The organism is Pseudomonas sp. W2-17 (genome assembly GCF_041060445.1).
Taxonomy (GTDB): domain Bacteria; phylum Pseudomonadota; class Gammaproteobacteria; order Pseudomonadales; family Pseudomonadaceae; genus Aquipseudomonas.
Window position 1 is genome coordinate 62,041 of record NZ_JAUFNS010000022.1, and the last position, 19,220, is coordinate 81,260.

Below are 19,220 nucleotides of genomic sequence, written 5' to 3' on the forward strand. Positions count from 1 at the left end.
ATGAGATGAACAGTCAAGCAAGCAGATTGCGTCACCGGGCATGGCCCTATGCCCTGCTGGAAAGCGCTGTGCTGAGCAGCGCCTTGCTGCTCGCCAGCACTGCGGCCATGGCCAACAGCCCGTTGCCGGTTCCCGCCCCTGCGGCGCATCCGGCGGATGGCAAGGATGTGCTGGTCAAGGGCCTGCATCAGGCCAAGACCTACACCATCACCAGCCCGCCCATCGAACCGCTGTTGATGGACAAACCAAAACTGCCTGACCTCTCGGGTTACACCCTGCAGGCCATGCAGAAGAAGATCGTGCGCAGCAAGCCGGGCAAGGTTGCGATCAAACGCATGATGCAGGAAGACTCGCTGAAGGAATTCATCGGCGGTGACAACAAGATGGCCGAATGGGTGGCCCGTCAGCACGGCATCCCACAGGCGATCTTCATCGAAGATGGCTACATGACCCTGCAGGAGCTGGCGAAGAAGGTGCCTAAACAGTACCTGAGCGAAACCTCGCCGGGCGTGTTCCTGGCGCGTCTGCCGATCGTTGTTGGCAAGAACGGCATCCTTGAAGTCGACAAGAAAACCACCGAGCTGCGTCTGTCTCAGGATGCCGGTGCGTTTCTGGTCAACGACAACCTGCTGTTCATGTCCGACACCAAGCTGACCGGCTGGAGCGAGAAGTCCAACGGCCCGTCGACGTTCAAGGCGCCGAAGGAATTCCGTCCGTTCCTGCTGTCCTGGGGTGGCACCCAGACCTACATGTTCAACACCAAAGTGGCGAGCCTGGGTTACAACAACAGCAAGTCATACGGCATCAGTATTTCCCAGTACACGCCGAACATGAAGGCGCAGATGAACCGCGCCGAGCCCACCGGCTGGATCGTCAATTCTGACTTCTCGGACATGTGGTACGGCTTCTACTGCTATGAAACCCGTGACTTCGTGGTCAAGGGCAGCACCTACCACGACAACATCATCTACGGCATCGACCCCCACGACCGTTCCCACGGTCTGATCATTGCCGAGAACACGGTGTACGGGACCAAGAAGAAGCACGGGATCATCGTCTCCCGTGAGGTGAACGACAGCTTCATCATCAACAACAAAAGCTACGACAACCACCTGTCCGGCATCGTCCTTGACCGTAACAGCGTGAACAACCTGGTGGCGTACAACGAGATCTACCGCAACCACACCGACGGCATCACCTTGTATGAAAGTGCCGACAACCTGCTGTGGGGCAATCGTGTGTTCGCCAACAAGCGTCACGGCATCCGGGTTCGCAACAGCACCAACATCAAGCTGTACGAAAACCTGGCCATTGGTAACGGTCTGATGGGCGTCTACGGCCACATCAAGGACCTGTCGGACACTGACCGCGACATCAAGCTCGACCCGTTCGATGCCGAAGTCTCGCTGATCATGGTCGGCGGCGAACTGACCTCCAACGGTTCAGGCCCGCTGTCCATCGACTCGCCTCTGAGCGTCGAGCTGTACAAAGTCTCGATGCTCGCACCGACCAAAGCCAGCGGGATCAGCTTCAACGGTGTACTGGGCGACCGTCAGGACGAAATCCTCGATCTGCTGGTGCGCCAACAGAAAGCCGTGTTGATCGACCCGGTCGAAAGCCAGAAACAACTCCGGGACTGAGGAAGATATTTCTATGCACGCACATTTGATCAAACTGCTCAGCCTCTCGGGCCTGACCGCTGCACTGTTCGCCGCCAGCAATGGCGCGTATGCAGCGGACACCACTGCCCCGAGCTTCACGGCCGAGCCTTGCTGCAGTCTGTGCCCTGAAGCGCATGACGAAAAAAACTACGTCAGCCGCTACCAGCAGAACTTCACCACACTGGTTCAGGCCCAGGGCGACTGGTTGTTCCGGACCCGTGAAGATCTGCGCACCGAATTCGACACAACGCCAGAAGGCTATCGCCGCATGCAAATGCTGCACGATGCCTTCAAGAGCAAGGGTGTAGAGCTGGTGGTTGTGTATCAACCCACCCGCGGGCTGGTCGATCGCAACAAGCTGTTCCCGGCCGAGCGCGACAAGTTCGACTACAACACCGCGCTGCGTAATTACCAGGCCATGCTCGGTCGTTTCGCGAAAATGGGCTACACCGTGCCGGACCTGTCGCCGTTGACCAATGAGCAACAGGCCCACGACTTTTACTTCCGCGGTGACCAGCACTGGACGCCGTATGGCGCTCAGCGCACGGCGAAAATCGTCGCTGATTCCGTGAAGAAGATGCAGGCCTTCGCCGGTGTTCCACGCCGTGAGTTCGAGACCCACCTGTCAGGTCGCATGGGCAAGAAGGGCACTCTTCACAATATGGCCGGTCAATTGTGCGGCACGAGTTACGCCATCCAGTACATGGACCAGTTCGAGACGGAACCCAAAGGCGAAGCCGCCGACGGGGATCTGTTTGGTGACTCCGGAAACCCGGAAATCACACTGGTCGGTACCAGTCACAGCGGGAAGAACTACAACTTCTCCGGTTTTTTGCAGGAATACATTGGTGCTGATGTGCTGAACGTCGCCTTCCCGGGCGGCGGCCTTGAAGGTTCGATGCTGCAGTACCTGGGCAGCGAAGACTTCCAGAAACACCCACCGAAGATTCTCATCTGGGAATTCTCGCCGCTTTACCGCCTGGATCAGGAGACCATCTATCGCCAGATGATGTCGCTGCTGGACAACGGCTGTGAAGGCAAACCGGCAATCATGAGCACCAGCACCACCCTCAAACCAGGGATCAACGAGTTGCTGGTCAACGGCAAAAACGGCATCAAGGATGTGCGCAACGGCAGTAATCAGATCGACATCAAGTTCGCCGACAACTCGGTGAAAACCCTTCAGGCGCGCCTCTGGTACATGAACGGTCGCCACGAAGACTTGAAGATCGAGAAACCTGAAACATCTGAAACCGACGGGCGCTTCTCCTTCGAACTGCGCGATGACAAGGACTGGGCTGACCAGCAATTGCTCGCACTGGAAGTGCAGGGTCCGGAAGCGGGCGCTGCGCCACAGCAGGTCGAAGCGAAAGTATGCAAACGCAACGTGTTCCCGAATGTCGCGCATCAAACCGCGCAAGCCGGGTTATGAGGCTCTTATGCACACTCCAAAACTGATGCTCCCTACCCTTCTGTCGCTGGCAATGATGTCCTCGGCACTGTTCGCCACCGGCGCCAGCGCTGCGTCGACACTTGTGCCGCCGCAGGGTTATTACGAAGGTGTCGAGAAATTCAAGACGGGCCAGGGCAAGTTTAGCTGCGACTCCATTCCGCAGCCCTATACCGGCCCGCTGCAGTTTCGCAGCAAATACGAAGGCTCGGACAAGGCCCGCGCCACGTTGAACGTCGCTTCCGAGCAGGCCTTCCGTGATGCGACCAAAGACATCACGAACATGGAGCGCGCCACCAGCAAAGTGGTGATGCAGTACATGCGCGACGGTCGTCCCGAGCAGCTCGATTGCGCGCTGAACATGCTGACCACCTGGGCCAAGGCCGATGCGCTGGAGTCCACCGACTTCAACCACACCGGCAAGTCGATGCGCAAATGGGCGCTGGGCAGCATGTCGTCCGCCTACCTGCGCCTGAAGTTCTCCGAGTCGCATCCTCTGGCCACCCGCCAGCAGGAAACGCAGGTGATCGAAGCCTGGTTCAGCAAACTGGCGGATCACGTCGTCAGCGACTGGAACAATCTGCCGCTCGACAAGACTAACAACCACTCTTACTGGGCCGCCTGGGCCGTGATGTCCACGGCAGTCGCAACGAATCGCCAGGACCTGTTCGACTGGTCGGTGAAGGAATTCAAGATCGCCGCCAATCAGGTGGACCCGCAAGGTTTCCTGCCGAACGAACTCAAGCGCAAACAGCGTGCGCTGGCGTACCACAACTACGCACTGCCGCCGCTTGCCATGATCGCGAGTTTCGCCCAGGCCAACGGTGTCGATCTGCGCCCGGAAAACAACGGCGCGCTCAAGCGCCTGGGTGATCGCGTGCTGGCTGGCGTGAAGAACTCCGGCAGCGAGTTCGCTGCCCGCGACGGCGAAAAGCAAGACATGACGGACCTGAAGACCGACATGAAATTCGCCTGGCTGGAACCGTACTGCTCGCTGTATGACTGCGGCCCGGACGTGCTTGAACAGAAGCACAAGATGCAGCCGTTCAAGAACTTCCGCCTCGGCGGCGACCTGACCCGCACTTATGACCCGACGCATGAAAAGGGTGACAAGGGCGGTTCGTAAGAGCAGCAAAGTGGGAGCGAGCTTGCTCGCGAAGGGGCCGTTAGAGGCACCTGTTTATTAGCGAGCAAGCTCGCTCCCACAGGGTAGTTCCGGGTTAAACCGAACATGTTTCACCCCTCCATTTTGCGTGGGGGGTTTGGGGGGGCTTCGGCCTTTGATGTTGGACAAATGGAGAGATAAAGGATGGTTTTCTCATCCAACGTGTTCCTGTTCCTGTTCTTGCCGGTGTTTCTCGGCTTGTACTACCTGAGCGGGCAACGCTATCGCAACCTGCTGCTGCTGGTCGCCAGCTACGTGTTTTACGCGTGGTGGCGAGTGGACTTTCTGGCGCTGTTCGCAGGTGTGACGCTGTGGAACTACTGGATCGGCCTGCGCGTAGGCGCCGCCGGGGTCAGAACCAAACCGGCTCAGCGTTGGCTGCTGCTCGGCGTGGTGGTCGACCTGGGCATCCTTGGCTATTTCAAGTACGCCAACTTCGGCGTGGACAGCATCAACGCGATGATGACGTCGATCGGTCTTGAGCCGTTCATCCTCACCCACGTGTTGCTGCCGATCGGTATCTCGTTCTACATCTTCGAGTCCATCAGCTACATCATTGACGTCTACCGTGGCGACACACCGGCAACGCGCAATCTCATCGACTTTGCAGCGTTCGTGGCGATCTTCCCGCACCTGATCGCAGGGCCGGTACTGCGTTTCCGCGACCTGGTTGATCAGTTCAACAACCGCACGCACACCCTCGACAAGTTCTCCGAAGGCTGCACGCGGTTCATGCAGGGTTTCATCAAGAAGGTGTTCATTGCCGACACGCTGGCAGTGGTCGCCGATCATTGCTTCGCCCTGCAGAACCCGACCACGGGTGACGCATGGCTCGGCGCGCTGGCGTACACCGCTCAGCTGTACTTCGACTTCTCCGGCTACAGCGACATGGCCATCGGCCTGGGCCTGATGATGGGTTTCCGCTTCATGGAAAACTTCAAACAGCCCTACATCAGCCAGTCGATCACCGAGTTCTGGCGTCGCTGGCACATCAGCCTGTCGACCTGGCTGCGTGACTATCTGTACATCACGCTGGGCGGCAACCGCGGCGGCAAGGTGGCGACCTATCGCAACCTGTTTCTGACCATGCTGCTGGGTGGCTTGTGGCACGGCGCCAACATCACGTACATCGTCTGGGGTGCCTGGCACGGTGTGTGGCTGGCGATCGAAAAAGCCATCGGACTGAACACCGCGCCGCGCACGTTCAACGTCGTTCGCTGGGCGTTCACCTTCCTGCTGGTGGTCATGGGCTGGGTCATCTTCCGCTCGGAAAACCTGCACGTTGCCGCTCGTATGTATGGCGCCATGTTCAGCTTCAGCGATTTCGGTCTGTCGGAACTCAACCGTGCAAGCCTCACTGGCCTGCAAGTGGCGACCCTGGTTGTGGCGTACATCACCCTCGCCTTCTTCGGCCTGCGTGATTTCTACCGCAACCGCGCCCCGGCCAAGCCGACCGACAAAGCCGCGCAGGCCGACGGCCCTGCCGCTGCAGAGCCTGGCCTGATCAAGGCCGTGCCGGGCGACAAGCCGGGCAGCATCCACCAACCGGGTTACATCGTCGGCACCGAAGCGCAGGTTCAGCCTGCCTACTGGACCGTCGACTGGTCGCGCTATGCCATGCGCGCCCTGATCCTGCTGATGTTCGTGGCATCGATCCTGAAACTCTCGGCGGCCAGTTTCTCGCCGTTCCTTTACTTCCAGTTCTGAGGAGCCTGACATGACCCGTTCATTACGTTTCCTCTACATCTTCCTGTTCCTGGCGATTCTGCTGGTGCTGGGCCTGTGGTCGCTGCGCAGCTTCATCGGTTTCTCGACGTCGAAAGAAACCACCGTGCTCAATGGTCACTGGACCAAAGCGGTGGAAACCCACTACGACGAAGCATTTCCGATCAAGCGTCTGGGCACCAACCTCTGGGCAGCGCTGGACTACAAGGTGTTCAACGAAGGTCGTCCGGGCGTGATCCTGGGCAAGGACCAGTGGCTGTACACCGACGAAGAATTCGACGCCGTTGCCAACAGCGAGCAGAACGAGGCAGACAACCTGGCGATCATTCAGGGCGTGCGCGACACCCTGAAAAAGCAAGGCACGCAACTGGTGCTGGCGATCGTACCGGCCAAGACCCGTTTGTACCCTGAGCATGTCGGGGACAACAAACCGGCCACGCTGCACACCGATCTGTATCAGCAGTTCCACGCTCAAGTGGCTCAGGCCGGCATCCTCGCCCCTGATCTGCTCGCGCCGCTGCAGAGCGCCAAGGAGAAGGGCCAGGTGTTCCTGCGCACCGACACTCACTGGACGCCGATGGGCGCGGAAATCGTTGCCCAGCAGTTGGGTGACGTGATCAGCAAGCAGGTGCCGCTGAACGTTGAACCGCAGAACTTCGTCACCGAAGCCAAGACGACCGAACCCTACAAGGGCGATCTGACCAACTTCCTGCCGCTGGATCCGCTGTTCAGCAACCTGCTGCCCAAGCCGGACGACCTGCAACAGCGCAGTACCAACCCGGCTGAAGTTGGCGCCGAAACTGATGACGCCCTGTTCGCTGACAATTCGGTTGCAGTCGGCCTGGTTGGCACCAGCTACAGCGCTAACCCGAACTGGAACTTCGCCGGTGCGCTCAAACAGGCCCTGCACGCAGATGTCGTGAATTACGCCGAAGACGGCCATGGCCCGATCCTGCCGATGCTCAAGTATCTGCAGACCGACGCCTTCAAGAGCAGCCCCCCGCAGGTGCTGATCTGGGAATTCCCGGAACGCTACCTGCCCGCTCACAACGACCTGACCGAGTTCGACCCACAGTGGATCGCTGAACTCAAAAAGGCCCGTGACCCCCAACAGAATCTGGCGGACAACGCCAACAACTCCAAGTCGCCCACCCGGGCGCAAAACTGAGAGGACTCTTTGACTATGACTTCGCAGAACCCAATGCCAGTTCGTTCGAGCAAAACCAACCTGCTGAAAACCTGCGTGCTGGCCGCGAGCCTGGGCTTCGTCTCCCTTTCCGCATTCGCCGGTGGCGACGCCGCCCTCTATGGCCCGACCGCACCAAAAGGCTCGACCTTCGTGCGTGTATACAACGCCAGCAGCAGCGAAATCTCCGCCAGCGTCGGCAACACCAGCCTCAACGAAATCGGCCCATTGGCCAGCAGTGACTTCGGCTTTATGCCCCAGGGCGACTACACCGCCAAAGTCGGCAGCCAGTCCCTGCCGGTGAAACTGGCCAGCGATCACTACTACACCATCGTCAACAACACCTCGGGCGCGCCGCAACTGGTGGAAGAGCCTCCGTTCAAGAACAAGCAGAAGTCGCTGGTTCGCGTACAGAACCTGAGCGACAAGCCGCTGACCCTGAAAACCGCTGACGGCAAGACCGACGTGGTCAAGGCTGTGTCTGCCAAGGGCACCGGCGAGCGTGAAATCAACCCGGTCAAAGTCAGCTTCGCGCTGTTCGACGGCGACAAGAAAGTGGCCGACCTGAAGCCGGTTGCACTGGAGCGCGGTGAAGCCGCCGTTCTCTACGTCACCGGCAGCGGCAGCAGCCTGTCGCCAGTCTGGGTCAAGCGCCCGACGGGCACTCAGTAAGCGTTGAATCTGGCCGAGAGGCCGCCGGCAGCGCGCGTGATCACCCACGCGCTGCCACGGATTTACGGGATTAAGCGTTCGGCGTCAGGCACTGCGGAGCAAGCAGACAGCCAGGAGGACGCCGAGCGATGCAAGACAAAAACCAGAAAGACCGAAAAGACCTACAGCCCATTCGAACGATTTTTGCTTAACGGAGAAACAAAATGATTCCAGTGATCTTGTCAGGTGGTAGCGGTTCCCGACTCTGGCCTCTTTCGCGTAAACAGTTTCCTAAACAGTTCCTGGCGCTGACCGGCGAACACACTCTGTTCCAACAGACCGTTGAGCGTCTGCAATTCGACGGCATGCAGCACCCTGTCGTGGTGTGCAACAAGGATCACCGCTTCATCGTCACCGAGCAGCTCAATGCACTGGGTCTGGAAACTCAGGCCGTGATCATGGAACCGTTTGGTCGCAACACTGCGCCTGCCGTTGCCATCACCGCGATGATGCTGGCCAACGAAGGTCGCGACGAGTTGATGCTGGTGCTGCCAGCCGACCACGTGATCGACGATCAGAAAGCCCTGCAACGTGCGCTGGCCTTGGCCACCGTTGCTGCAGAGCGTGGTGAAATGGTGCTGTTCGGTATCCCGGCGACCAAGCCTGAAACCGGCTACGGCTACATCAAGTCCACCGCCGACGCACTGCTGCCGGAAGGCGTCAGCCGCGTACAGCAGTTCGTTGAAAAGCCTGATGAACAACGCGCCCAGGAATTCGTCCAGGCCGGCGGTTACTACTGGAACAGCGGCATGTTCCTGTTCCGCGCCAGCCGTTATCTGGAAGAGCTGAAAAAGCACGATCCGGATATCTACGACAACTGCCTGCTGACCCTCGAGCGCAGCAAGCAGGACGGCGACAGCATCTCCCTGGACGAGGCGAGCTTCGCCTGCTGCCCTGACAACTCCATCGACTACGCCGTCATGGAAAAAACCCAGCGCGCCTGCGTGGTTCCACTCGATGCGGGCTGGAGCGATGTCGGCTGCTGGTCGTCCCTGTGGGACGTGAGCGCCAAAGATGAAAACGGCAACGTTGCCAAAGGCGATGTCGTGATTCAGGACAGCCGCAACTGCATGATTCAGGGCAACGGCAAACTGGTCACCGTGATCGGCCTGGACAACGTCGTTGTCGTCGAAACCAAAGACGCCATGATGATCGTCCACAAAGACAAGGTTCAGGGCGTCAAGCAACTGGTCAACACGCTGAACGAGCAAGGCCGCAGCGAAACCCAGAACCACCTCGAAGTCTATCGCCCGTGGGGCTCGTACGACTCCGTGGACATGGGCGGCCGTTTCCAGGTCAAGCGCATTTCCGTGAAGCCGGGCGCCAGCCTGTCGCTGCAGATGCATCACCACCGCGCTGAGCACTGGATCGTTGTATCGGGTACCGCTCAGGTCACCTGCGACGACAACGTGTTCCTGCTGACCGAAAACCAGTCGACCTACATCCCGATCGCCTCGGTTCACCGCCTGCGCAACCCGGGCAAGATCCCGTTGGAAATCATCGAAGTCCAATCGGGTAGCTACCTGGGCGAAGACGACATCGAACGTTTCGAAGACGTCTACGGCCGCTCCACTCCAGGCATCGAAGCCGGCGTGAAGACCCAGACCATCGCGCGTTAATACCGCTTTACCGAGTAGTACTAGCCTCCGTCAATCCTCTGCGTATTCCCCATCCGCAGAGGGTTGTCGGGGGCTTTTTTTCAGGCGAAAGCGGTGCACTGGCAAGCGTGATGGCCCGCTTCGCACCTAATACCCGATTCTTCCTGCAGCCTGGATATTTATCGCGAAGTGATATCAGTACTGTCACCTGTGACAGTACACAGCCAAAATCCAGGGCTTTATCGTAGAGGCGCTGAATTTAAACCATCGCTATCAAGGAACGATCATGATCACACGAGCTGAAGTAAACAAAGTTTATCCAGCCCCCTCGCTGCCGGACGGCCAGATAGTCTTGGGGAAACCAGTAAAAGCTAAATATGATTTATCCGGTTCAGGTTACGGGTTTCCCTTTTTTATTGAGTTCGTTCTAATCAATCAGGACAGCTTCGGTCCTTACTCCCAACAGAGACCCTTTATCCCTAACAAACCCATCGAATTTGAGGTCCCGCCATTCAGATGGTTTGAGGTCGGCGACAAAGTAAGGGTACGTGCCAGGCTCTGGTACATTATTCAGGACCCACAAGAACCTTATATCGGCATAGTTGAAACGCCCTTCTCGCAAACCTATGACGTAGTTGCGTGAAGAGACGAAAAACCCGTAAGCATTTACTGACCTGTTTACACCGGGCGGGATACCAGCCTTTGCCGCCACCCGCCCGGCTTTTACACAATAGAAAGACCGCTGCGACAAGCCCATCTACAGATTGTGGTTGAATCAGACGAACCACCATTAGCTCAATCCCCTCCCCTTTCGGTACGATGCCTTCATCTGCAATCGCGAGATCGACACGATGATTTTCGGCGCCGTACTCCTGTTCACCTGGCTGGTCCTGCTCTTGCGCTATCCCTCCAAAGCCCTGCCCGTTTCCTTGGCAGCGGCGGTTGGGTTGAGCGTCGTGGCGGCGTTTGTGGTCTGGGAAGACAGCCGCGAGGAGCAGCGCCTTGAGCGCCTGCAAATGCGCGTCAACTATGCGCCGCAGCAATGCCCGACGGGTCGCCCGTTGCTGGTGCTGATCGATAACGGCAACTCTGTTTCGCTCACCCAACTGCGCTGGAAGATCGCGGCCTACGCGCCGGGCGATACCGTGAATCTGGCCGAAGACACCTACACCGCACCGCGCTACCGGGGACCGGGCGACTTGTTGCCCGGCAGCCAGTGGCAAGATTGCTTGCCGATGCCCCCGCTGCGCCCGGGTTATCGGCCGCAGACCCTGGAGTTTCGTGCCGAACGCCTGCAAGGCAGGTTCTCCGGCTGAGCGCCGCCCTTCTCTTTTTTCAAGGACTGAACCATGTCTGTGGTGTTGATCACCGGTTGTTCCAGCGGCATCGGCCGCGCCATGGCGGATGCGTTCAAAGCGGCAGGCCATGAAGTCTGGACGACGGCACGCAAGCCGGCCGACGTGCTGGCGCTGACCACCGCCGGTTTTCGTGCCGTGGCCCTGGACGTCAATGACAGCGATGCGATTGATCTGCTGGTCTGCGAGCTTGATCAACACGGCAAAGGGCTCGACGTGCTGATCAACAACGCAGGCTATGGTGGCATTGGCCCGCTGCTGGATGGCGGTGTCGAGGCCATGCGCAGGCAGTTCGAAACCAACGTGTTTTCCGTGGTCGGCGTGACGCGCGCGCTGTTTCCAATGCTGCGCCGCAACAAGGGACTGGTGGTGAACATCGGCAGCGTTTCGGGCGTGCTGGTGACGCCTTTCGCGGGCGCGTATTGCGCGTCCAAAGCCGCCGTCCATGCAATGACTGAAGCACTGCGCATGGAGCTGGCGCCTTTCGGCATCCGGGTGATGGAAGTCCAGCCCGGCGCCATCGACACCCAGTTCGCGCAGAACGCCAGCCACGAGGCCGAGCAAGTGATTCACCAGAATTCGCCGTGGTGGCCGTGGCGTGAAGGCATCCGCGCGAGGGCCAATGCGTCCCAAGGCAATCCGACACCCGCCACTGACTTCGCCCGCGACGTCCTCAACGCCGTGCAACACTGCCATCCACCGCGTCTGCTGCGATCCGGCAACGGTAGCCGCGCGCTGCCACTCATGGAACGGCTGCTGCCCAAGGCACTGCTGGAATGGATTCTAAGCAAGCGCTTCAAGCTGGATAAACAGGGCTGACCTCCAGCGTCGGCCCTTGCAGATAGGCACTGACCAGTAGTGGTTGATGCAAAACTTGTGGGAGCGAGCTTGCTCGCGAAGGGGCCAGTACATCCGCAGCATTTTTAGCTGCCGGGCTGAAGTCTTCGCGAGCAAGCTCACTCCTACAAGTCCTGCGGCATGGCCGAAATCCTGCGTCACCCCCAGTGATTGGCGAGCAACCGGGGTGGCGCTCCACCGTGCTCGCGAAAGCTTACTTCCAATCTCCATGGATCGCAGGCGTTACTGCACCGAGCCTTCCTGCTCGGGATTCACAATCACCGTGCAGGTGATCCCCGCCGCCAGCACAACCCCTTCCGGCACGTGATCCAGGTGAATGCGCACGGGCACGCGCTGGGCCAGTCGTACCCAGTTGAAGGTCGGGTTAACGTCGGCGATCAGCTCGCGGCTCTCCGGGTTGTCGCGGTCGTAGATGGCGCGGGCGATGCTCTCGACGTGGCCCTTCATCACTTCGCCGCTCATCAACTGCATGTCCGCCGGATCGCCGATCCTGACGTGGGGCAGTTTGGTCTCTTCGAAGAAGCCGTACACCCAGAACGAATTCCTGTCGACGACGGCCATCTTCGCTTCGCCGATGCGCGCGTAGTCGCCGCGATGCACGTTGAGGTTGGTGACGTAGCCGTCCACCGCCGCCAGCACTTTGGTGCGTTGCAGGTTCAATTGCGCGGCTTCGAGCTGGGCGACCGCCAGTTGATAATCCGCCTGGGCAGAGGTCGCGACATTGCTGGCGTCTTCGCGGCTTTCGGCGGAGATCACCAGGGCGTCCATGTCCTTACGCCGATTGGCATTGACCTTGCGCATCTCCCACGTCGCCTTGCGCGACGCCACCATGGCCTCGGCCTGCTTCACCGCCAACTGATAATGCTCAGGGTCGATCTGCATCAACAGGTCGCCTTTTTTAACCGGCTGGTTGTCCTTCACCGGCACATCAATTACCACGCCGCTGACGTCGGCGGCGACGTTGATCACGTCGGCGCGCACCCGGCCGTCGCGGGTCCAGGGCGTGTCCATGTAATGAATCCACAGCAGCCGGCCGATCCAGATGGCCAGGGCCAGAATCAACAAAGTCGCGATCAGACTGAAGAGCTTTTTCATCTCAACCAACGTGCCTCAACGGTAAACAGTGAGCGCCATGGCGCCGAAAATGCAGCTGAACAGGCTCAGACGCAGCAGCGCCGGATGCCAGAAAAAACGGTACAGGTCGAGCCCGGACATGAAGCGGTCCAGCGCCCAGGAAAGCACCATCGCGACCAGAAACATGACGGTCACGGTCGGCATGTAAACGCCGTGGAAGGCGAGTTCACGAGGCATTGAGTTGTCCTTGCGGCGAGGCCACAGACGCCTGCTCTGACGGAGCGCCTGCCAGCGGCGATTGCGGGTCCAGCAGGCAGGTGCGGATGAAGTGCAGATAGCTTTTCACCCGGCGCAATGCCGAGGTGTCGAAGTGCGGCGCGAAAGGCTCGTCGGTGTTCTGCACGCACACGATGGCGTGATCGACGGCGGACAGGCTGCGCGCCAGGTTGTGGCGATCAGGCTGGATGAACAGACGAATCAGCGAGCGGCCCATGGCGCGAATCGCCTGCCGCCAGGGTTGCGATTCGGCATAGCTGGGGTGCACCGGCAGGATGTCCTGCTCACGGCGCAACTCGATGATCGCGTGGCCGATCTCCAGCACCACGAACATCCAGCGCAGCAGGTTGCGTTGCACTTCCGGTTTGCCGGCGGCCAGGCCATAGGCCTGATGCATCAGGTCGCGGGTGCGGCTTTCGAAGCTGGAACGGATCCCGCGCAGCGGCGCGCTGATGGCGAAACTGACTTGCTGACGCAGATTGCCTTCCAGCCGCTGCCACAGCCAGCGACTGTTCGGCGGCAGAATGATTGCCCCCGCCGCCGCGCACAGCAGCATGCCGAGGACCATGGCGATGTAGTCATTGATGAACGCATACGGGTTGTAGACCGTGAGGTTGTCCGGCGCCGAACCGATGCTGAAGAAAATCAGCAGCCCCAGTCCGTAGCCGACCCACTGCGGCCGCGTGGTCAGGAAGGTGCCGAGCACGAACACCGGCGCCAGCACCATGCACAGCAGGGGGAAACCATCGATGCGCGGCAGCACGAAAAAGGTGATGAAAAAACCCAGCACCGCCCCCAGAAAAGTCCCGCAGGCCATCTGAAACGACATGCGCCTCGGGTTCGGCGTCGTCGCGGAAAGCGCCACGGTGGCGGCGGACACCAGGGTCATCGACGCACCGCTCGGCCAGGCCGTCGCCACCCAATACACCGACATCACCCCGAGAATAAACGTCGCGCGCACGCCGGAGGCCAGCGAAGACAGCCAACTGGTGGTGGAGACGAACGGCTCGACCCATTTCTCGCGCGCATGGTTGTGATCGGCCAGGGACGCGTGGGTCTGGGCGTAGTCGTGCATGTCGTCGACGAAGCGATACAGCAATTCGTAGGCGGTGTGGAAATCCAGCAGGTCGTCGTCGCCGGGCTCGGTTTTGACGAACTCGGCACGCAGGCTGCGCACGTGCTCGGGCAGGTCGGCCTTGTACACGCTCAGCCGATTGGCGAGCAGCGCGGCGTCGGCGTTGGTCAGCGCGCGCCCGGCGAAAGGCTCCAGCAATCCAGTCAGCGCAGTCAGGCCGGGCTCAATGGCCTGAACCGCCGGCGTCACACCGCGTCGACGCAAGCGTTCCAGCAATTGATGCAGAGCGTTGAAGCGCGTGGTGATGGTCATGAATTCGCTGTTCAGGCGATTCAATCGGCCGTTGCGACGGCGCATGTGCGGGTCTTCGAACACCGTGACCGCGCGCAGGCCTTCGAGTCCCACGGCATCGGCGATGAAGCGCACGTTGCTGGCCTCGAAAGACGCCGGATCGCTCTCGCCGCGCAGGCCGGTGATGACGAACTGGGCGAAGGTGCCAAAGCGCTGATACAAGGTGTTGCGCATCGCCGCGCCGGCGCTTTGCGGCAGGATCGCCGCGCTGACCAGCGTCGAACAAACGATGCCGAGCGAGATTTCCAGCACCCTCCACATGGCCGCCATAAATGAGGTATCGGGGTGAGCGAGCGCGGGCAGCCCAGTCATTGCGGCGGTGTAGCCGGCCAGCACAAAACCATAGGCGCGAAAGTTGCGATAGCGCGCGGCGCCGGCGCAGCAGAAACCGACCCAGATCGCCAGACTGCCAAGGAACAGCTCGCTGTTTTGCGCGAACAACGCCATCAGAGTGACCATCACCACGGAGCCGGCGACGGTGCCGAGCAAGCGATAGAAACTCTTGGCGAACACCTGACCGCTCTGGGGCTGCATGACGATGAACACGGTGATCATGGCGGTGCGCGGCTGCGGCAGCTCCAGGCGCATGGCGATCCAGTACGTGAGGAATGCCGCGGTCAGTACCTTGCCGATGTAGATCCACGTCACGCCATCGCTGCGCGCCCAATCGTTCAGGCCGCGACGCCATTCGAGGGATTTGAGCCAGTTAAAAGCGGCGTTCATCGCCAGGCCCTGCCGAAGCGCGTCATTTATTGAACACCGCCAGCGACACCGGCGTTTTCGGCGCAACGGTCCTTTCCGGCGCAGGCGAATCATTGCCCGCCATCAACCCTCCCCCCAGCGCCACCACCAACTCCGCATGCACCGTCAGGCGTTCGGCCTGGACGTGTTGCTGCACCTGCTGCTGATGGAACAACAGCGTCTGCGCGTTGAGCACATTGAGGTAATCGGTCAGGCCGCGCTGGTAGGCGACCATCGCGATGTCGTAGGTTTTCTGCGCGGCGGCTACCGACTGATCGGCGAACTGTTGCTGCTTGTCCATCGACTCGCGGCGAATCAGTTGATCGGAGATGCTCTTCAACGCCATCACCAGGGTTTGGTTGTACTGCGCGACGGCTTCGTCATAACCCGCTGACGCCACGCCCAGCTCCGAACGCAAACGCCCGCCGTCGAAGATCGGCAACGTGATCGCCGGGCCCACGCTGTAGTTGAATTTCTTGCCGGCGAGGAATTCCAGCATGCCACCGCCGGTGGCCATGTAACCGAGGCTGCCCATCAGATCGACGTTCGGATAAAACCCGGCATGGGCCACATCAATGCCCCGCGCCTGCGCCGCCACCCGCCAGCGACTGGCCACCACATCCGGACGCTGCCCCAGCAATTCGGCCGGCAACGCCGACGGCAGTTTCAACGCGGCATTCAGCGACAGCGTCGGGCGCTGAAGACGTGCGCCCTCGCCCGGCCCTTTGCCCGCCAGCGCGGCGATCTGATTGCGGCTCAGGGCAATTGCCTCGTCCAGCGCGTCAATCTGACGATGGGTTTCGGGCAGCGGGGTTTCCGCCTGGCTGACTTCAAAATGGGTGCCGATGCCGCCTTTCAGACGGCGCTGGGCCAGATCAACGATCTGCTGCTGTTGCGCGAGGGTCGCTTCGGCGATATCGCGCTGGGCGTAGTTGAGGGACAACTGGATGTACGCGCGGACGATGTTGTCCTGCAATTCCAGCTGCGCCTGCCGCTCCTGGGCCGCGCTCATGTGCGCCATGTCCAGCGCCTGTTCGGAGTGACTGCTTTCCTGGCCCCACAGATCAAGGGAATAACTCAGGCCCAACGAAGCGTTGTTGTCCCACGTGCTGGTGTTCGACAGCTCACCCGGACCATAGAACTGATCCGTCGGCCAGTTATGCCGTTTCAGCGTGCTGTCGCCGGAGATGTGCAGGGATTCCGCCGATTCCGCGATACCCGCCATGGCCTTGGCCTGACGCACCCGCGCGGCAGCGATCGCCAGGCTGGGGCTGCCGAGCGCGGCCAGTTCGATCCAGCGATTGAGTTGTTCGTCGCCATAGGCGCGCCACCACTGTCCGGCTGGCCAGTGGGCGTCTTTGTCGGCCGCCTTGATGGCGTCGTCGGTGGCTAGGGCGTCGGGGGACAACGCTGTGCCTTGTGGGGCGATTCCGCCAGTTCCGATGCAGCCGCTGATGAGTAACGTTAAAGCCCACACACTGAGGGGCTTGAGCCCTCTGACGAGACGACGCGGCACTGCTGCAATTACCTGAATGGAGGGGGAATCGATGATGCGGCGATTCTAGGCGGCGTCTAGTCCGGCGATAAGCCGGGACTTCTGCGAATCTTTGTTACCGAACGGGAGATAATCCTTTGGTATGGCTGACATGGATCAGTTACTTCATGTCACAATTTGCTATCTCACCTGAGAACGGCCAATGGACACTCTGCAAAACATGCGCGCCTTCACTTGCGTGGCGCAAGCGGGCAGCTTCACCGCTGCCGCCGCTCAACTGGACACCACCACCGCAAACGTTTCGCGCGCTGTCTCCAATCTCGAAGCCCACCTGCAAACCCGACTCCTCAACCGCACCACGCGACGCATCGCCCTGACTGAAGCGGGCAAGCGTTACCTGCTGCGCTGCGAGCAGATTCTCGGCTACGTGGAAGAGGCGGAAGCCGAAGCCAGTGACGCACATGCGCGTCCGGCCGGGCAGCTGAAAGTCCATTCGATGACCGGCGTAGGCCAGCATTACGTCATCGACGCGATTGCCCGCTACCGGCGCAATCACCCGGACGTGTCGTTTGACCTGACCATGACCAACCGCGTCCCGGACTTGCTGGAAGAGGGTTACGACGTGTCCATCGTGCTCGCCAGCGAGCTGCCGGATTCAGGCTTCGTGTCCCAGCGACTGGGCATCACCTACAGTATCGTTTGCGCCTCTCCGGCCTACATCAAGGCGTTCGGCATGGCGCATCGACCGGCCGACCTGCTCAATCACGCCTGCCTGCGTCTGGTCAGCCCGGTGTTCCCGCTGGAAAAGTGGTCGTTCGACGGCCCCGAAGGTCAGGAAACAGTGACCATCGGCAATTCGCCGTTTCTGGTGAATTCGGCCGACGCCATGCAGGCGGCGATCAGCAGTGGCATGGGCATCGGGATTCTGCCGATCTACTCGGCGATCGAGGGTTTGCGTAATGGTTCGCTGGTGCGGGTATTGCCTCAGTACCGCTCCCACGAGCTGAACCTGTACGCGATCTACCCGTCGCGGCAGTACCTGGATGCGAAGATCAAAACCTGGGTCGAGTACCTGCGCGGGTCCTTGCCGGAAATCATGGCCGCCCACGAAGCGGACCTGCAGACCCATGTGTTGCCGGAGACGGTTTAATCATCATCCACGCGCAACGGCGGAATCCTGCCAATCCCTCGGCAAGAATGTTAGCGTGCTACGCATTGCCCTTCTGACCTGCCGAGAGAAGCTATCCGATGAAAAAGACCGTCCTTGCCTTCAGCCGCGTGTCACCGGAAATGGCCGAGCGCCTGCAGCAAGACTTCAACGTGATCATCCCCGATCCGAAAAAGGGTGATCTGAACGCGCAGTTCAACGAAGCCCTGCCCCACAGCCACGGCATGATCGGCGCCGGGCGCAAGCTGGGGCGCGAGCAGTTGGAGAACGCGACGCAGCTGGAAGTGGTGTCGAGCATTTCGGTCGGTTACGACAACTACGATGTCGGCTACCTCACCGAACGCGGCATCATGCTGACCAATACTCCCGACGTGCTGACGGAAAGCACTGCCGACCTGGGCTTCTCGCTGATCATGAGCAGCGCCCGCCGCGTCGCCGAACTGGACGCCTACACCAAAGCCGGCCACTGGAAGCGAAGCATCGAGGCGCCGCATTTCGGTACCGATGTCTACGGCAAGACGCTGGGCATTGTGGGCATGGGCAACATCGGCGCAGCGGTCGCTCGACGCGGTCGTCTGGGTTTCAACATGCCGATTCTGTACAGCGGCAACAGCCGCAAGACCGCCCTCGAGCAGGAACTGGGCGCGCAATTTCGCACGCTGGATCAGTTGCTGGCGGAGTCGGATTTCGTTTGCCTGGTGGTGCCGCTCAGCGAAAAGACCCGGCACCTGATCAGTACGCGCGAGCTGTCGCTGATGAAGAAGAGCTCCATTCTGGTGAACATCGCCCGCGGTCCGATCGTCGACGAGCCGGCGCTGATCAAGGCGCTGCAGGACGGCACCATTCGCGGCGCCGGGCTGGACGTGTACGAAAAAGAGCCGCTGTCCGAGTCGCCGCTGTTTGCACTGAGCAACGCGGTGACGCTGCCCCACATCGGTTCGGCGACGGACGAAACCCGCCAGGCCATGGCCGACCGCGCCTACGCCAACCTGCGTGCCGCACTGCTGGGCGAGAAGCCGCAGGATCTGGTGAATGGGCAGGTGTGGAAGGGCTGAGCGTCACAGTTCTAGTGGGAGTGAGCCCTTGTGGGAGTGAGCTTGCTCACGAAGGGGCCGGGGCAGTCAGCCTCGTTCTCTGGTGGCTCCGAGAAAGCCTTCGCGAGCAAGCTCGCTCCCACGTGAGGGTGGGCTCACTCGAGATATGATTGTTCCCACGGTCCCCGTCACTAGTGTCCGGGGAAAGTCCGGAGGGGGAGCTTGCTCCCCCTCTCTGACAGCATCGATAGGGCATAATCAGTCTTTTCCGACTCGGTTTTCGCGATGTTTTCCAGC

The 19,220-nt window shown here is 60.4% G+C and carries 16 protein-coding genes; 12 read left to right on the forward strand and 4 right to left on the reverse strand.

The features are described from left to right. Positions 1-5: 5 nt before the first annotated feature. The 10 genes from algG to QWI20_RS22595 all read left to right on the forward strand — a co-directional run bounded on the left by algG (position 6) and on the right by QWI20_RS22595 (position 11,670). Positions 6-1,640, forward strand: a complete 1,635-nt coding sequence (algG, locus tag QWI20_RS22550) for a mannuronan 5-epimerase AlgG (protein WP_369307300.1) — start codon at positions 6-8, stop codon at positions 1,638-1,640. A 13-nt stretch (positions 1,641-1,653) separates the two neighbouring features. After that, positions 1,654-3,093, forward strand: a complete 1,440-nt coding sequence (locus tag QWI20_RS22555; RefSeq protein ID WP_369307301.1) for an alginate O-acetyltransferase — start codon at positions 1,654-1,656, stop codon at positions 3,091-3,093. Between the two features lie 7 nt (positions 3,094-3,100). After that, on the forward strand, positions 3,101-4,237 hold the full coding sequence (locus QWI20_RS22560; protein ID WP_369307302.1) for a mannuronate-specific alginate lyase: 1,137 nt from the start codon (positions 3,101-3,103) through the stop codon (positions 4,235-4,237). Between the two features lie 183 nt (positions 4,238-4,420). Then, positions 4,421-5,983, forward strand: coding sequence for an MBOAT family protein (locus QWI20_RS22565; protein ID WP_369307303.1), 1,563 nt, complete (start codon positions 4,421-4,423; stop codon positions 5,981-5,983). Between the two features lie 10 nt (positions 5,984-5,993). Further along, on the forward strand, positions 5,994-7,169 hold the full coding sequence (locus tag QWI20_RS22570; RefSeq protein ID WP_369307304.1) for an alginate O-acetyltransferase: 1,176 nt from the start codon (positions 5,994-5,996) through the stop codon (positions 7,167-7,169). Between the two features lie 33 nt (positions 7,170-7,202). Continuing rightward, positions 7,203-7,859: an alginate O-acetyltransferase AlgF gene (locus QWI20_RS22575; protein ID WP_369307314.1), complete on the forward strand. Its 657-nt coding sequence runs from the start codon at positions 7,203-7,205 to the stop codon at positions 7,857-7,859. Between the two features lie 203 nt (positions 7,860-8,062). Then, positions 8,063-9,517, forward strand: coding sequence for a mannose-1-phosphate guanylyltransferase/mannose-6-phosphate isomerase (locus QWI20_RS22580; RefSeq protein ID WP_369307305.1), 1,455 nt, complete (start codon positions 8,063-8,065; stop codon positions 9,515-9,517). 265 nt (positions 9,518-9,782) lie between these two features. Next, complete coding sequence (locus QWI20_RS22585; protein ID WP_369307306.1) at positions 9,783-10,139, forward strand: hypothetical protein; 357 nt, start codon at positions 9,783-9,785, stop codon at positions 10,137-10,139. A 208-nt stretch (positions 10,140-10,347) separates the two neighbouring features. Further along, complete coding sequence (locus QWI20_RS22590) at positions 10,348-10,812, forward strand: multidrug transporter (RefSeq protein ID WP_369307307.1); 465 nt, start codon at positions 10,348-10,350, stop codon at positions 10,810-10,812. A gap of 33 nt (positions 10,813-10,845) precedes the next feature. Next, entirely contained in the window at positions 10,846-11,670 is an 825-nt protein-coding gene (locus QWI20_RS22595) for an SDR family oxidoreductase (protein WP_369307308.1), read from the forward strand. A gap of 261 nt (positions 11,671-11,931) precedes the next feature. Here QWI20_RS22595 and QWI20_RS22600 read toward each other — a convergent pair whose 3' ends face one another. From QWI20_RS22600 to QWI20_RS22615, 4 genes are read right to left on the reverse strand one after another with little or no spacing between them, the layout of a single operon-like run. Next, a complete protein-coding gene (locus QWI20_RS22600; RefSeq protein WP_205486766.1) occupies positions 11,932-12,804 on the reverse strand; it encodes an HlyD family secretion protein in 873 nt (290 codons plus the stop codon). Between the two features lie 15 nt (positions 12,805-12,819). After that, positions 12,820-13,020, reverse strand: a complete 201-nt coding sequence (locus tag QWI20_RS22605; RefSeq protein WP_065991906.1) for a DUF1656 domain-containing protein — start codon at positions 13,018-13,020, stop codon at positions 12,820-12,822. Next, entirely contained in the window at positions 13,010-15,208 is a 2,199-nt protein-coding gene (locus QWI20_RS22610) for an FUSC family protein (protein ID WP_369307309.1), read from the reverse strand. Before QWI20_RS22610 ends, QWI20_RS22605 begins: the two co-directional genes overlap by 11 nt. A 22-nt stretch (positions 15,209-15,230) precedes the next feature. Beyond that, the gene (locus QWI20_RS22615; protein WP_369307310.1) at positions 15,231-16,742 is read right to left on the reverse strand and encodes an efflux transporter outer membrane subunit; all 1,512 of its coding nucleotides are present in this window, start codon (positions 16,740-16,742) and stop codon (positions 15,231-15,233) included. Between the two features lie 181 nt (positions 16,743-16,923). On the opposite strand from QWI20_RS22615, the gene QWI20_RS22620 reads away from it, so the two are divergent. Then, positions 16,924-17,871 carry a LysR family transcriptional regulator gene (locus QWI20_RS22620; protein ID WP_369307311.1) on the forward strand — a complete coding sequence of 316 codons (948 nt, stop codon included), beginning with the start codon at positions 16,924-16,926 and terminating at the stop codon, positions 17,869-17,871. Positions 17,872-17,969: 98 nt separating this feature from the next. Continuing rightward, positions 17,970-18,944, forward strand: coding sequence for a 2-hydroxyacid dehydrogenase (locus tag QWI20_RS22625; RefSeq protein ID WP_369307312.1), 975 nt, complete (start codon positions 17,970-17,972; stop codon positions 18,942-18,944). The last annotated feature ends 276 nt before the right edge of the window (positions 18,945-19,220 follow it).